Origin of the sequence: Thioclava pacifica DSM 10166, from assembly GCF_000714535.1 — a bacterium.
Classification (GTDB): Bacteria; Pseudomonadota; Alphaproteobacteria; order Rhodobacterales; family Rhodobacteraceae; genus Thioclava; species Thioclava pacifica.
The window spans coordinates 453,999-466,889 of record NZ_AUND01000001.1 but is presented as its reverse complement, the minus strand read 5'-3'; the positions used below and the strand labels follow the sequence as shown (position 1 = coordinate 466,889).

Sequence of the window (12,891 nt, the reverse complement as noted above, 5' to 3'; positions counted from 1 at the left end):
AACCATCACGCGCACCGTACCGATAAAGAACAAACGTCCTTATTCACAAGCCCATATAGCACTATAGAGGGATAATTTCCTATATTTCCGTCACGCAACACGGAAATGGAGCGCATCATGGTCGAGCAGAAAAAACAGGGCGAGGTGATCCTTGCCGGGGCCGGTCCGGGCGATCCGGATCTTCTGACCGTGGCTGCCCTGCGCGAGATGGCCCGCGCCGATGTGATCTTGCACGATACGCTGGTCAGCTCCGAGGTGCTCGCGCTCGCGGGCCCGCAGGCGCGACTGATCGAGACCGGCAAGACTGGCTTCGGCCCAGCGATGAAGCAGGACGACATCTCGCAGATGATCGTCTCCTTCGCGCAATCCGGCCATCGCGTGCTGCGCCTGAAATCGGGCGATCCGGGCGTGTTCGGGCGGCTGGGAGAAGAGCTCGACGCGCTCGACGCGGCGGGCATCGCCTATCGCGTGCTGCCGGGCATCACCGCCGCCTCCGCCGCCGCCGCTTCGCTGGGTCAAAGCCTGACCGAGCGTGGCCGCAACCGCGAGCTACGCCTGATCACCGGCCATGACGCCGAAGGTCTGGCCGAGCAGGATTGGGCCGCGCTGGCCCGTCCCGGCGCGGTCGCGGCGATCTACATGGGCAAGCGCGCCGCGCGCTTCGTGCAGAGCCGTCTTCTGATGCACGGCGCTTCCCCCGCGACCCCCGCCTGTGTGGTCGAGAACGCCTCGCGCACGGGTCAGGTGATCCGCGCCGCGACGCTCGCCACCCTGCCCACCGTTACCGCCGAGGCCAAAGGCCCCGCCGTCATTCTTCTCGGGCTCGCCCCGCGCGACGCCCACACCGCCCTCAAGGAGGCCGCGCTATGAGCAAGAAATTCATCCCCGGCGTGATCAGCGCCAATGATCTGCGCGAAGGCCATGTCGTCTATATGAACGACGCGGGCCAATGGGTGCTGCGCTTGCGCGACGCCGCCTTCCTCGATGACCCGGTGATTGCTGAGATGTGGCTCAACATCGCGAACGCCCAGACCGAGAAGGTCGTGGGCGCCTATCTCGCGCCCGCCACGCTCGGCCCGAACGGCCCCGAGCCCGCTCATTTCCGCGAGGCCTTCCGCGCCACCGGCCCCTCAATCGAGCTACCCCATAGCAATCTGGCCCGGAGCTAAGACATGTTCCAACCCAGCGACTTCGACAGCGCCGCGATCCGCGCGCGCGCCGCCCAGTTCCGTTCTCAGGTCGCGCGCCGCCTCGACGGCAGCCTGACCGAGGACGAGTTCAAACCGCTGCGCCTGATGAACGGGCTCTATCTGCAACTGCACGCCTATATGCTGCGCGTCGCGATCCCCTATGGCACGATTTCGGCCCGCCAGATGCGCCAGCTCGCCAAGATCGCCGATGCCTGGGATCGCGGTTATGGCCATTTCACCACGCGTCAGAACATCCAGTTCAACTGGCCGAAACTGGTCGATGTGCCCGATATGATCGACGCGCTTGCCGATGTGGGGATGCATGCGATCCAGACCTCGGGCAATGCGATCCGCAACACGACGACCGATGCTTTCGCGGGCGCTGCTGCCGATGAGATCGCCGATCCGCGCCCTTACGCAGAGCTGATCCGGCAATGGTCCACCGACCATCCCGAGTTCCAGTTCCTGCCGCGCAAGTTCAAGATCGCGATCAACGGCGCGCGCGCTGACCGCGCCGCGATCCGCGCCCATGATGTCGGCCTGCAACTGGTCGAGCGTAACGGCGAGATCGGCTTTCAGGTCTTCGTGGGCGGCGGTCTGGGCCGCACGCCAATGATCGGAAAAGAGCTGCGCGACTTCCTGCCCGCCGCCGATCTGGTGCCCTATCTGGAATCGGTGGTGGCCGCGTGGAATCTCGCGGGCCGGCGCGACAACAAGTATAAGGCCCGCATCAAGATCACCGTGCATGAGCTTGGAATTGAGGCCTTTTCCGATCTGGTCGAAGCGGAATTTTCGGCCCGTCGCGCGGCCTTCAAGGGTGCCGATCAGGCAATCCTCGCGGGTCTAAAGGCGCAATTCGCGCCGCCATCTTTGCCCGCGCGCGAAAGCGTCAGCTTCGAGACCGCGCTCAATGTCGACGCGCTTCTGCGTGATTGGGCCGCCCGGTCGGTCAGCGCGCATCGCAACCCCGATTACGCGGTGGTCACGGTCAGCCTGAAAGATCACGGCGCCCCTCCGGGCGATGCCACCTCGGACCAGATGCGTCTGCTCGCCGAACTCGCCGAACGCTATGGCCAGTCCGAGCTGCGCATCAGCCACGAGCAGAACGTGATCCTGCCCCATGTCGCGAAGGCTGACCTGCCCGCGCTGTTCGAAACCTTGCGCAAGGGCGGGCTGGCGACGGCGAATATCGGACTGACCTCGGATATCATCGCCTGCCCCGGCATGGATTACTGCGCGCTGGCCACGGCCCGCTCGATCCCGCTGGCGCAACAGATCGCGACCCATTTCCGCGATCTCGGGCTGGAGCAGGAGATCGGCACGCTCAAGATCAAGATCTCGGGCTGCATCAATGCCTGCGGCCATCACCATCTGGGCCATATCGGCATTCTCGGCCTCGATCGCGCGGGCGTGGAGAACTACCAGATCACGCTGGGTGGTGACGCGGCCGAGACGATGGCGCTTGGCGAACGCGCGGGCCCCGGGTTTGCCTATACGGAGGTGATCCCCGCGCTGGAGCGCCTGCTGCGCGCCTATCTCGACCTGCGCCAGTCGCAGGCGGAGAGCTTCCTCGAGGCGCTGCGCCGTCTCGGCCCCGAGCCGTTCAAGGATGCGCTCTACCAAGAGGCCCAACGTCATGCCGCTCAATGACCGGATCGGGATCGAGGACCGCGTCACCGCGCTGAACGCCCGCTATCGCCACCACGCGGCGACAGCGGTGATGGAACGCGCGCTGCGCGACCCGGATGTGGGCGAGGTCGCGCTGGTTTCCTCCTTCGGGGCGGAATCGGTGGTGCTGCTGCATATGGTCTCGGTGATCGCACCGGGAACGCCCGTGCTGTTCATCGACACCCAGATGCTGTTTGCCGAAACCCTCGCCTATCAGGAGGAGGTCGCGGGCAAGCTCGGGCTGACCAATGTGCAGGTGATCCGTGCCGCCGAGGCCGCGATTACGCGCGACGATCCCGACGGCACCTTGCACCAGTTCAGCACCGATGCCTGCTGCACCCTGCGCAAGACGGTGCCTCTGGAGAACGCGCTTTCGGGCTATGACGCCTGGATCACCGGGCGCAAACGCTTTCAGGGCGGCCAGCGCGCGGCGCTCGATTTCTTCGAGGTCGAGACCGCGAGCCGGATGAAGATCAACCCGCTCGCCCATTGGGACAAGCAGGACGTGCAGGATTACATGATCGAGAACCGCCTGCCGCGGCATCCGCTCGTGGCGCAGGGCTATCCCTCCATCGGCTGCGCGCCCTGCACCTCGCCCGTGAAGCCCGGCGAGGATGAGCGCGCGGGCCGTTGGCGGGGTGCTGCGAAAACCGAATGCGGCATCCATTTCATCGGCGGCAAGGCCGTTCGCGTGAAGAGCGGCGCGCAAGAGATTGAGAACAAGGAGAAAGTGGCATGAGCGTGATCGTTCGCGACGACGGCTTCCACGAAGACGATTTCACCGGGGCGAGCCTCGACATCGCGCCCGAAACCGATGCTGGCCACCTGCCCGCGCTGATCGAGGGTGCGCAGATGATCCGTGTGCTCTTCCCGGCCTTCTCGGACGGGCGCGGCTTCACGCTCGCGCGCCGTATCCGGGCGCTCGGCTTCACCGGCCGGCTGCGTGCAGCCGGCCCGCTGATCGCGGATCAATACCCGATGGCGCGCCGGGTGGGTTTCGACGAGGTCGAGATTCCGCCGGAGATGGCCGAGCGCCAGCCCAGCCCGCAATGGCTCTTCCGCGCCGACTGGGCCGCGCATGACTACCGCGCCCGGCTCGCGGGCTGAGCCTTTCGCCCGCATCCGATATCCGATAAACCCCAACGCGACCGGCATTTGAGCCAGATCAAGGGCCAGCCCTCTCGCAAGCTGTATCCGATCTGCATATTTGCCTGACCGAGGCGCCTGCCCCGGCCCGAGAGAGATGTGACAATGAACGAGAGCGCCGTGACCGAGATCCCCAAGGTAAAGACCCTGCCCGACGCCCAGGAAGTGACCGAAGTAACGCATTGGACGGACCGGCTGTTTTCCTTCCGCGTGACGCGACCGCAAAGCCTGCGCTTCCGCTCGGGCGAGTTCGTGATGATCGGCCTGATGGGCGATAACGGCAAACCGCTGCTGCGCGCCTATTCGATCGCTTCGCCGAACTGGGACGAGGAGCTGGAATTCTATTCGATCAAGGTGCCCGATGGCCCGCTGACCTCGAAGCTCCAGCATATCCAGCCGGGCGACGAGATCATCCTGCGCCCCAAGCCCGTCGGCACGCTCGTTCATGACGCGCTTCTGCCCGGCAAGCGGGTGTGGTTCCTGGCGACGGGAACCGGCATCGCGCCCTTCGCTTCGCTGATGCGCGACCCCGAGACCTACGAAAAGTTCGACGAGGTCATCATGATGCATACCTGCCGGACCATCGAGGAACTGGAATACGGCAAGCAACTGGTCGAGAACCTCGTCAATGACGAGCTGATCGGCGAGATGGTCGAGGGCAAGCTGAAATACTACCCGACCACGACCCGTGAAGAATTCCACCACATGGGTCGGATCACCGACAACCTCGAGAACGGCAAGGTCTTCAAGGATCTCGGGATCGCCCCGATGAACCCGGAAACCGACCGCGCGATGGTCTGCGGCTCACTCGCCTTCAACAAGGACGTGATGGCGGTGCTCGAAGGCTTCGGCCTGCGCGAGGGCGCCAATTCCGAACCGCGCGAATATGTGGTCGAGAAGGCTTTCGTCGGCGACGGGATCTGACGGATCGGGTTTACCGGACCACTCGGGCGGCCAAACGGCCGCCCTTTTTCGTTGCAGCCCTCTGGCGAACATAATGCGGCCCCCTCCGCTGGGGACCGGAGGGGGCCAGTTTCGCCGATCAGGCTCATTCGTTGACCGCCCGAGCTTATCGTCGTTTTGCCTGGGCCTTCTCAGCGTCTAGGGCGAGCGCACCCGCCCCGGATCTTCTATGTCTGGAGGCAGCACGCCACCTCCAGACATTTTCACTTCTTGTTCGGGCGCTGTGTCAGCGCCGACGCCGCTGCTGTCTTGGCAGCTGGCGAGGACTTCCGGTCGCGGAGCACCTTGGCCGCAGCAGATGCAGCCTTGGCACTCGTCACCTCAGAGTTTTTCCGTTTTGCCATGGCGAAACGTCCTCTTATTCACAGACAGCATGGGGATAACCCATGTATTTCCTGTGGGTAAGCAGCGCGTTATTGATCTCCGTTCTAGAACGTTGTTAGTCCTTTGAAACCGGCCCGACAGGACCGATTTGGTTAATCCCCCACCCGCACTGGTGAAGTGGAGGATAAGCCGGGGCGCGGTGTAGCCGCACTGCGCCCCAACCCTCAATCTCAATGCAGCGCCATTTCCCGCGCGGTCATCAGGGTGACGGTGGTCGAGCCACCGCCCATGCGGATATCGGTCACGTCGAGCGCGTGGTGGTCGAGATCCCCGCCCAGGCACTCGATCGAGGCGCCCGCGAAGGTCGCATCGAGCACCGAGGTCAGCCCCTCGCCCACGAGTTCAGCCTCCACTCCGCCGGGGATCCGGCGCAGCGCCTTGGGCATCACTCGTTTATTGCCGACGATCAGTTCCAATTTCCGCTCCTGTCACGCGCCCTTGGCGCTTCCGTTCTGTCCCCCGGACCCTACACCCGGTTCGTCGTCGGGGCCCCGGCCAGCGCCGGAGCCCCTGTCCCTCAGGAACAACCGCTGGTCGCCCCGCAGGTATTGCACTTCATGCAGGTGCCGTTGCGCACGAGCGTGTAGTTGCCGCAATCGCCGCACGCCTCGCCCTCGTAGCCCTGCATCTTCGCCTTGGCGCGCGCATCCATCTGCACTGAGCCCGAGGCCACGGCGGTGGTGGTGGTCACGCTGGCCTGCACGCTGCGCGCGGTCAGAGTTTCGACCCCGCTGCCGCCTTGCAGCACCAGAAGCTCTTGCGGCAGGCGCTTGCGCAGGTAGCCGGTCGAGGAGATCTGGCGCAGCACTTCGAGCGATTTCGAGGCCTTATCCGAGACCGGCTCGACATTGCCGTCCACCAGTTTGCCCTCGTTCTCGCCGCCGCCGATATCGTCGAAAGACGCGCCTTGCGGCTTCACATGGGCCAGATCGGTGCGGTCGAGATAGGACACGGCCAGTTCGCGGAACACGTAGTCGAGGATCGAGGTCGCGTTCTTGATCGAGTCGTTGCCCTGCACCATGCCGGCGGGTTCGAACTTGGTGAAGGTGAAGGCGTCCACGAACTCTTCCAGCGGCACGCCATATTGCAGACCGACCGAGACGGCGATCGCGAAGTTGTTCATCATCGCACGGAAGCCAGCGCCTTCCTTGTGCATGTCGATGAAGATCTCTCCGAGGCTGCCATCGTCATATTCGCCGGTGCGCAGGTAGACCTTGTGGCCGCCCACGACCGCCTTCTGGGTGTATCCCTTGCGGCGCGTCGGGAGCTTTTCGCGGTGGCTGCGCTCGTATTCCTTGACGATCACCTTCTCGATGATCTTCTCAGCGAGCACGGCGGCCTTTTCCTGCGGGGAGCCGGTGGCGAGGATTTCCTCGGCCTCTTCGTCATCCTCGACCAGCGCTGCGGCCAGCGGCTGCGACAGTTTCGAGCCGTCGCGGTAGAGCGCGTTGGCCTTGATGCCGAGCGACCAGCTCAGTTCATACGCGGCTTTCACGTCTTCGATCGAGGCGTGGTTGGCCATGTTGATCGTCTTCGAGATCGCGCCCGAGATGAAGCTCTGCGCGGCCGCCATCATGTGGATGTGGCTTTCAACCGAGAGGTAGCGCTTGCCCTTCTTGCCGCAGGGGTTGGCGCAGTCGAACACGTTCAGGTGCTCGTCCTTGAGATGCGGCGCGCCTTCCAGCGTCATCGTCCCGCAGACATGGTCGTTCGCGGCGTCGATCTGCTTCTTGGTGAAGCCGAGGTGACGCAGCATGTCGAAGGTCGGGTCGTTCAGCTTCTCGGCCGGGATGCCCAGCGTCTTGGTGCAGAACTCCTCGCCCAGCGTCCACTGGTTGAAGACGAAGCGGATGTCGAAGGCGGTCGGCAGCGCGGCCTCGACCTTCTCGATCTCGCGCGGGCCGAAGCCGTGGCCGATCAGCGCGGTGGTGTTGATGTCGGGGCAGTTGCCAAGCGAGGCGTGACCCACGGCATAGGCGATGATCTCTTCGATCTGCGACGAGCTGTAGCCCAGCGTCTCGAGCGCGCCCGGAACCGAACGGTTGATGATCTTGAAGTAGCCGCCGCCCGCGAGTTTCTTGAACTTCACCAGCGCGAAGTCAGGCTCGATGCCGGTGGTGTCGCAATCCATCACGAGACCGATCGTGCCGGTCGGCGCGATCACCGAGACCTGCGCGTTGCGGTAGCCATGCTTCTCGCCGAGGCTCAGCGCCTCGTCCCAGGCCTTGTGCGACAGCTCGATCAGGTCCTGATCGGGGCAGTTCTTGTGGTCGAGCGCGACCGGCTTGATCTCCAGCGCCTCGTAGCCCGAGGTGTTGCCGTAGGCGGCGTTGCGGTGGTTGCGGATGACGCGCAGCATATGGGCTGCGTTCTTCTCATAGCCCGGGAAAGCGCCCAGCTCGCCCGCCATCTCGGCCGAGGTGGCGTAGGAAACACCCGTCATCACCGCGGTCAAAGCACCGCAGAGCGCGCGGCCTTCCTTGGAGTCGTAGCCCAGACCCATGTTCATCAGCAGGCCGCCGATATTCGCGTAGCCAAGGCCCAGCGTGCGGAAGTCATAGGAGCGCTGCGCGATTTCCTTCGAGGGGAACTGCGCCATCAGCACCGAGATTTCCAGCGTCACGGTCCACAGGCGGGTCGCGTGGATGTAGCTCTCGGCGTCGAACTTGGCGTCCTTGTAGAAGGTCAGCAGGTTCATCGAGGCGAGGTTACAGGCCGTGTCGTCGAGGAACATGTATTCCGAGCACGGGTTCGAGCCGCGGATCTGCCCATCCTCGGGGCAGGTGTGCCATTCGTTGACGGTGTCGTGGAACTGGATGCCCGGATCGGCACAGGCCCAGGCGGCATGGCCGACCTGCTCCCACAGATCGCGCGCCTTCACGGTCTTGGCGACCTTGCCGTCGGTACGGCGCACCAGTTCCCAATCGGCATCGTCCTTGACCGCCTTCAGGAAGGCGTTGGTGACGCGCACCGAGTTGTTCGAGTTCTGGCCCGAGACCGAGACATAGGCTTCCGAGTCCCAGTCGGTGTCATAGGTCGGGAACTCGATCGAGCTGTAGCCTTGGCGCGCGTATTGGAGCACGCGGTTGATATAGGTCTCGGGGATCATCACGCGCTTGGCGGAGCGGATCGCCTCTTTCAGTGCCTCGTTCTGGGTCGGATCGACCGAGGTCTCGTCGGAGCCGTCGAATTCGCGGATCGCCTCGAAGATCTTGTTGAGCTCGCGCTCGTGCAGCTTGGAGCCCGCGACAAGGCTCGCCACTTTCTGCTCTTCGATGACCTTCCAGTTGACGAATTCCTCGATATCGGGGTGATCCATGTCGCAGATCACCATCTTCGCCGCACGGCGCGTGGTGCCGCCCGACTTGATCGCGCCCGCCGCGCGGTCGCCGATCTTCAAAAAGCCCATCAGGCCCGAGGATTTGCCGCCGCCCGACAGAGGCTCGTTCGCCGCGCGCAGCGACGAGAAGTTGGTCCCGGTGCCCGAGCCGTATTTGAACAGGCGCGCCTCGCGGACCCAGAGGTCCATGATCCCGCCTTCCTGCACCAGATCGTCCGAGACCGACTGGATGAAGCAGGCATGGGGCTGCGGATGCTCGTAGGCCGAAGCCGATTTGGTCAGCTTGCCGGTCTTGTAATCGACATAGAAGTGGCCCTGACCCGGGCCGTCGATGCCGTAAGCCCAGTGCAGACCGGTGTTGAACCATTGCGGCGAATTCGGCGCGGCCATCTGTTCGGCCAGCATGAAGCGCATCTCGTCGTAGTAAGCCTGCGCGTCGGCCTCGGTGGTGAAGTAGCCACCTTTCCAGCCCCAGTAGCACCAGGCGCCAGCGAGACGGTCGAAGACTTGCTTGGCCGAGTTCTCACCGGTGAAGCGCGCCTCTTCGGGGAGCTGGGCGAGCGCGTCCTCATCGGGAACCGAACGCCACAGGAATTCCGGAACGCCTTTTTCACGCACCTTCTTAAGGGCCGCGGGAACGCCGGCCTTGCGGAAGTATTTCTGGGCGAGCACGTCGGAGGCAACCTGGCTCCAGCCCTCGGGCACTTCGACCGAGTCGTTGCGGAACACCACCTTGCCGTCGGGATTGCGAATCTCCGAGGTCGTCGTCGTGAAGGCGAGCGCACCGTAGGCGCCGGTGTCTTCGGTGGTGAACTTGCGTTCGATCTTCATTGCCCTGTCCCCGTTCAAAATAAAGTCAATCGCGGCGGGCGGACGGGCAAAGACAGCTTAGCGTCTCGCGGTCGATACCACGAGGCGGGCGCGCCTTTCTTGCGAGGCGAGCATCATCGAAATCTGTCCCTTAGCCTGCCGCCGCCACTATATCTGGTGGCTTTGCTGCCGACACGACACAACCTGCCGTAGCTCGCGCAACGCGTCAACGAAACTTTAATGACGAAAACCAGCATTTTTCAGTTGACCACCCCTTCCCTGAGCAGCCTGCTCGATTCATCCACATTTCGTTAACGCGCAAGCGCCGCAATGCAGCATGAAAAAACGCCAAATTTCATTGGGGCTTACCGCAGGGATAGGGCGTAATTGCGGCAAACGATCCACAAACCACAATATCTTGTGGATTTATTCCCGCCTGATTGCCGATTTTTTGGGCAAAGCCGCCCGCCGTGACCTTGGTGCCACAATTCGGCACGCCTACAAGATGTAGTGACCACTCTGTTCGGGCTTTTCGCGGGAAATGGTCGGGGCGGCGAGATTCGAACTCACGACCTTCTGTACCCAAAACAGACGCGCTACCAGGCTGCGCTACGCCCCGACGCCCCCTCCTTACAAAGAGGTCCGGCGCAAGGAAAGGGTCATTTGCACGGGAAAGCCGCCAGAGCGGGGTCGATCGAGGGGTGGGCAAGCTCGGCCCCCGGCCCGAGACCGAGTTTCGCGGCGAGCCCGGCATTGATCTCGAGCACGAAACGCACCGGCGCGCCGGAGGGAATCGGGGTGTCGTCATTGGGCCGCGCATTCGCCGCGACATTGACCACCCGCCCCGCCGCGTCGATGAAGAGCATGTCGAGTGGCAGCGGCGTGTCATGCATCCAGAAAAACACCTCACGCGGCGCCGGATAGATGAAAAGCATCCCCGCCCCGCTCGCCATGGATGTCCGGCCCATCAGCCCCTGTGCGCGCTCACCCGCATCATCGGCGATCTCGATATGGAACTCGACCCGGGTGCCACCCTGCCGCAGAATCGCCAAGTCCTCGCGGCATTGCACCGCCTCGCCCGCCTGCGCGAATGCAGGGGCGGCAAAAAACACGGAAGCAAAGGCGATCAGCGCCCGGATTTCAGTGAAGCGTCCCATGCAAGAACCTGTGCGGCCATGCGGCCCCTCTTGCCCTCGATCACACGCAGGCAGACCGCCTCGCCGGGGCTGAGATCGGCAAAGCCCGACCGGCGCAGCACTTCCATGTGGATGAAGACATCCTCGTCGCGCTCGAACACATTGGCAAAGCCGAAGCCCTTGGCCTTCTCGAACCACTTCACCCGCGCGGGCTCCAGCGGGAGCGCCGCGATCTCGTCAGGCGTGTTTTCACCCAGATCCTCGATCGGCGCGAGTGTCTCTCCCTCGGGCGGCGCGATTTCGAGCACCTCGACGGCCTGTGCCCCGCGCGGCGTGACTTGCACCCGCACCCGGATCTGCGCGTGGTCGGCAATCGAGCCCTGTCCGAAATTTCTCAGCACATTCGCATGCAGGAGAATGTCGGGCCCACCCCGATCATCAATGATGAATCCAAACCCCTTCACCGGGTCGAACCATTTCACGGTGCCTGTGATCTCTTCCGGATCGGTCACCGTTTCCCCCAGCATCTTCCATCCCGTTTGCATTTTCGGGCTTTCCTGTTCGCGTCCTGCCACATCCTCCACGAGAATGCGACCTCGGGCGAACTCTTCAAGAGAAATCCTCGTAAATCAAGACCCTCTGCAATTCACGAAGCGTGAAATTCACGGGTTTAGGCGCGAAATTTCCCACTCATCGGCAAGGGTTTGTCGCCGCCAACGAAAACGATCATGCAACCGGAAGGCGCCATCGGCCCAGAATTCGATCTCCAAGGGCTTGATTCTGAACCCTCCCCAGAAGGGCGGGCGTTTCGGGTTCGGACCGTGGCTTGCGGTGACTTTCGCGACCTCGGCCATGAGCGCAGTTCGCGATGACAAAGGCTCACTTTGTCGCGAGGCCCAGGCCCCGAGCCGCGATTTGAGCGAGCGCGAAGCGTAATACTCATCAGCCTGCGGTCCCTCCTCGCGCTCAACCAGCCCGCGTACCCGAATCTGACGCCGGAGCGATTTCCAGTGCATCACGAAAGCCGCCTTGCCCGCCTGTTCGATCTCGCGCGCCTTGGCCGAGCCGTAATTGGTGTAGAAGACGAACGCGCCCCCCGAGGGCATGTCGCGCCCCTCGATATCCTTCAAAAGCACCATGCGCACATTCGGCAATCCATCGGCATCGACGGTCGCGATCGCGATCGCATTGGGATCGTTGATCTCGGTCGCTTCGGCCTCGCCCAGCCAGCGCTGCGCAATCGCATAGGGGTCATCGCCCGCAAAAATCCCGCTCCGGTCGCTCATCACTCACCTCCAGCTTTCTGCGCGCCCTGGTCCTCTCGTCGGTGCCGCGAAGCTTGACGAGGGGTCAGCGGCCTTGATGCATCCTCACCTTTCGCCTAAAGCATTCGAACTTACCAGAGCGAAGCGGGGGAAAACCTGACATGTCGAACAACCTGATGGCGGGCAAGCGCGGACTGATCATGGGCCTCGCCAATGACAAATCCATCGCCTGGGGCATCGCCAAAGCCCTTGCGGATGCGGGCGCCGAACTGGCCTTCTCCTATCAGGGCGATGCGCTGAGAAAACGCGTGGGCCCGCTGGCCGAGCAGCTTGGCTCGGATATCCTCGTCGATTGCGACGTGGCCGACGGCGCTTCGATCGACGCGCTGTTCAATACGCTGAAAGAGAAGTGGGGCAAGCTCGACTTCGTCGTGCACGCGATCGGATTCTCCGACAAGAACGAGCTGCGCGGCCGCTATGTCGACACCTCGCGCGACAATTTCACCATGACGATGGACATCTCGGTCTATTCCTTCACGGCTGTCTGCGCACGCGCTGCCGCGATGATGACCGAGGGCGGCTCGCTGCTGACGCTGACCTATTACGGCGCAGAGCAGGTCATGCCGCATTACAACGTGATGGGTGTGGCCAAGGCCGCGCTGGAAGCGTCGGTGAAATATATCGCCGAGGATCTGGGCAAGGACGGCATCCGCTGCAACGCGATCTCGGCCGGTCCGATCAAGACGCTCGCGGCCTCGGGCATCGGCGATTTCCGCTACATCATGAAGTGGAATGAACTGAACTCGCCGCTGCGTCGCAACGTGACGCAGGAAGAGGTCGGCAAAGCCGCGCTCTACCTGCTCTCGGATCTCGGCTCCGGGACCACGGGCGAGACGCTGCATGTGGATGCGGGCTATCACGTCGTGGGCATGAAGGCGGTGGACGCGCCCGATATCGACGTGGTCACCGGCCGCAAGGACTGAGGCGCT

Annotated in this window: 13 protein-coding genes and 1 tRNA gene; 7 read left to right on the top strand and 7 right to left on the bottom strand. The window is 63.4% G+C overall.

Translation table 11 applies throughout. From position 1 onward, the window contains the following. Nucleotides 1-117 precede the first annotated feature (117 nt). From cobA to TP2_RS02070, 6 genes are all read left to right on the top strand, one after another. The gene (cobA, locus tag TP2_RS02095) at nt 118-870 is read left to right on the top strand and encodes a uroporphyrinogen-III C-methyltransferase (RefSeq protein ID WP_206198299.1); all 753 of its coding nucleotides are present in this window, start codon (nt 118-120) and stop codon (nt 868-870) included. Continuing rightward, complete coding sequence (locus TP2_RS02090) at nt 867-1,169, top strand: DUF2849 domain-containing protein (RefSeq protein ID WP_051692115.1); 303 nt, start codon at nt 867-869, stop codon at nt 1,167-1,169. Before cobA ends, TP2_RS02090 begins: the two co-directional genes overlap by 4 nt. A 3-nt stretch (nt 1,170-1,172) precedes the next feature. Then, entirely contained in the window at nt 1,173-2,840 is a 1,668-nt protein-coding gene (locus TP2_RS02085) for a nitrite/sulfite reductase (RefSeq protein ID WP_038072786.1), read from the top strand. Next, the gene (locus tag TP2_RS02080; protein ID WP_038072785.1) at nt 2,827-3,597 is read left to right on the top strand and encodes a phosphoadenylyl-sulfate reductase; all 771 of its coding nucleotides are present in this window, start codon (nt 2,827-2,829) and stop codon (nt 3,595-3,597) included. The genes TP2_RS02085 and TP2_RS02080 overlap by 14 nt, the downstream gene beginning before the upstream one ends. Further along, the gene (locus tag TP2_RS02075; protein ID WP_038072782.1) at nt 3,594-3,965 is read left to right on the top strand and encodes a DUF934 domain-containing protein; all 372 of its coding nucleotides are present in this window, start codon (nt 3,594-3,596) and stop codon (nt 3,963-3,965) included. The genes TP2_RS02080 and TP2_RS02075 overlap by 4 nt, the downstream gene beginning before the upstream one ends. 144 nt (nt 3,966-4,109) lie before the next feature. Further along, nucleotides 4,110-4,928, top strand: a complete 819-nt coding sequence (locus TP2_RS02070) for a ferredoxin--NADP reductase (RefSeq protein ID WP_038072780.1) — start codon at nt 4,110-4,112, stop codon at nt 4,926-4,928. A gap of 242 nt (nt 4,929-5,170) precedes the next feature. On the opposite strand, the gene TP2_RS18590 is transcribed toward TP2_RS02070, so the two are convergent. The 7 genes from TP2_RS18590 to pdxH form a co-directional block, all read right to left on the bottom strand. Then, nucleotides 5,171-5,311: a hypothetical protein gene (locus TP2_RS18590; protein WP_169739495.1), complete on the bottom strand. Its 141-nt coding sequence runs from the start codon at nt 5,309-5,311 to the stop codon at nt 5,171-5,173. Nucleotides 5,312-5,521: 210 nt separating this feature from the next. Next, nucleotides 5,522-5,767 carry a hypothetical protein gene (locus TP2_RS02065; RefSeq protein ID WP_038072778.1) on the bottom strand — a complete coding sequence of 82 codons (246 nt, stop codon included), beginning with the start codon at nt 5,765-5,767 and terminating at the stop codon, nt 5,522-5,524. Between the two features lie 101 nt (nt 5,768-5,868). Next, nucleotides 5,869-9,522, bottom strand: coding sequence for a vitamin B12-dependent ribonucleotide reductase (locus TP2_RS02060; protein WP_038072776.1), 3,654 nt, complete (start codon nt 9,520-9,522; stop codon nt 5,869-5,871). A gap of 521 nt (nt 9,523-10,043) precedes the next feature. After that, a tRNA-Pro gene (locus TP2_RS02055) sits at nt 10,044-10,120 on the bottom strand. 40 nt (nt 10,121-10,160) lie between these two features. Continuing rightward, nucleotides 10,161-10,658: a DUF192 domain-containing protein gene (locus TP2_RS02050; protein ID WP_038072775.1), complete on the bottom strand. Its 498-nt coding sequence runs from the start codon at nt 10,656-10,658 to the stop codon at nt 10,161-10,163. Further along, on the bottom strand, nt 10,628-11,164 hold the full coding sequence (locus TP2_RS02045) for a cold-shock protein (protein WP_038073356.1): 537 nt from the start codon (nt 11,162-11,164) through the stop codon (nt 10,628-10,630). The genes TP2_RS02050 and TP2_RS02045 overlap by 31 nt, the downstream gene beginning before the upstream one ends. Nucleotides 11,165-11,299: 135 nt before the next feature. Further along, on the bottom strand, nt 11,300-11,923 hold the full coding sequence (gene pdxH, locus TP2_RS02040) for a pyridoxamine 5'-phosphate oxidase (RefSeq protein ID WP_038072774.1): 624 nt from the start codon (nt 11,921-11,923) through the stop codon (nt 11,300-11,302). A gap of 140 nt (nt 11,924-12,063) precedes the next feature. Between pdxH and fabI the strand changes: the two genes are divergently transcribed. Next, nucleotides 12,064-12,885 (top strand): enoyl-ACP reductase FabI, encoded by an 822-nt coding sequence (fabI, locus tag TP2_RS02035; RefSeq protein ID WP_038072772.1) that lies wholly within the window; start codon nt 12,064-12,066, stop codon nt 12,883-12,885. Nucleotides 12,886-12,891 lie beyond the last annotated feature (6 nt).

Coding starts and splice junctions, on each gene's coding strand:
- cobA (WP_206198299.1), top strand. CDS start 118: ATGGTCGAGCAGAAAAAACAGGGCGAGGTGATCCTTGCCGGGGCCGGT.
- TP2_RS02090 (WP_051692115.1), top strand. CDS start 867: ATGAGCAAGAAATTCATCCCCGGCGTGATCAGCGCCAATGATCTGCGC.
- TP2_RS02085 (WP_038072786.1), top strand. CDS start 1,173: ATGTTCCAACCCAGCGACTTCGACAGCGCCGCGATCCGCGCGCGCGCC.
- TP2_RS02080 (WP_038072785.1), top strand. CDS start 2,827: ATGCCGCTCAATGACCGGATCGGGATCGAGGACCGCGTCACCGCGCTG.
- TP2_RS02075 (WP_038072782.1), top strand. CDS start 3,594: ATGAGCGTGATCGTTCGCGACGACGGCTTCCACGAAGACGATTTCACC.
- TP2_RS02070 (WP_038072780.1), top strand. CDS start 4,110: ATGAACGAGAGCGCCGTGACCGAGATCCCCAAGGTAAAGACCCTGCCC.
- TP2_RS18590 (WP_169739495.1), bottom strand. CDS start 5,311: ATGGCAAAACGGAAAAACTCTGAGGTGACGAGTGCCAAGGCTGCATCT.
- TP2_RS02060 (WP_038072776.1), bottom strand. CDS start 9,522: ATGAAGATCGAACGCAAGTTCACCACCGAAGACACCGGCGCCTACGGT.
- TP2_RS02050 (WP_038072775.1), bottom strand. CDS start 10,658: ATGGGACGCTTCACTGAAATCCGGGCGCTGATCGCCTTTGCTTCCGTG.
- TP2_RS02045 (WP_038073356.1), bottom strand. CDS start 11,164: ATGCTGGGGGAAACGGTGACCGATCCGGAAGAGATCACAGGCACCGTG.
- pdxH (WP_038072774.1), bottom strand. CDS start 11,923: ATGAGCGACCGGAGCGGGATTTTTGCGGGCGATGACCCCTATGCGATT.
- fabI (WP_038072772.1), top strand. CDS start 12,064: ATGTCGAACAACCTGATGGCGGGCAAGCGCGGACTGATCATGGGCCTC.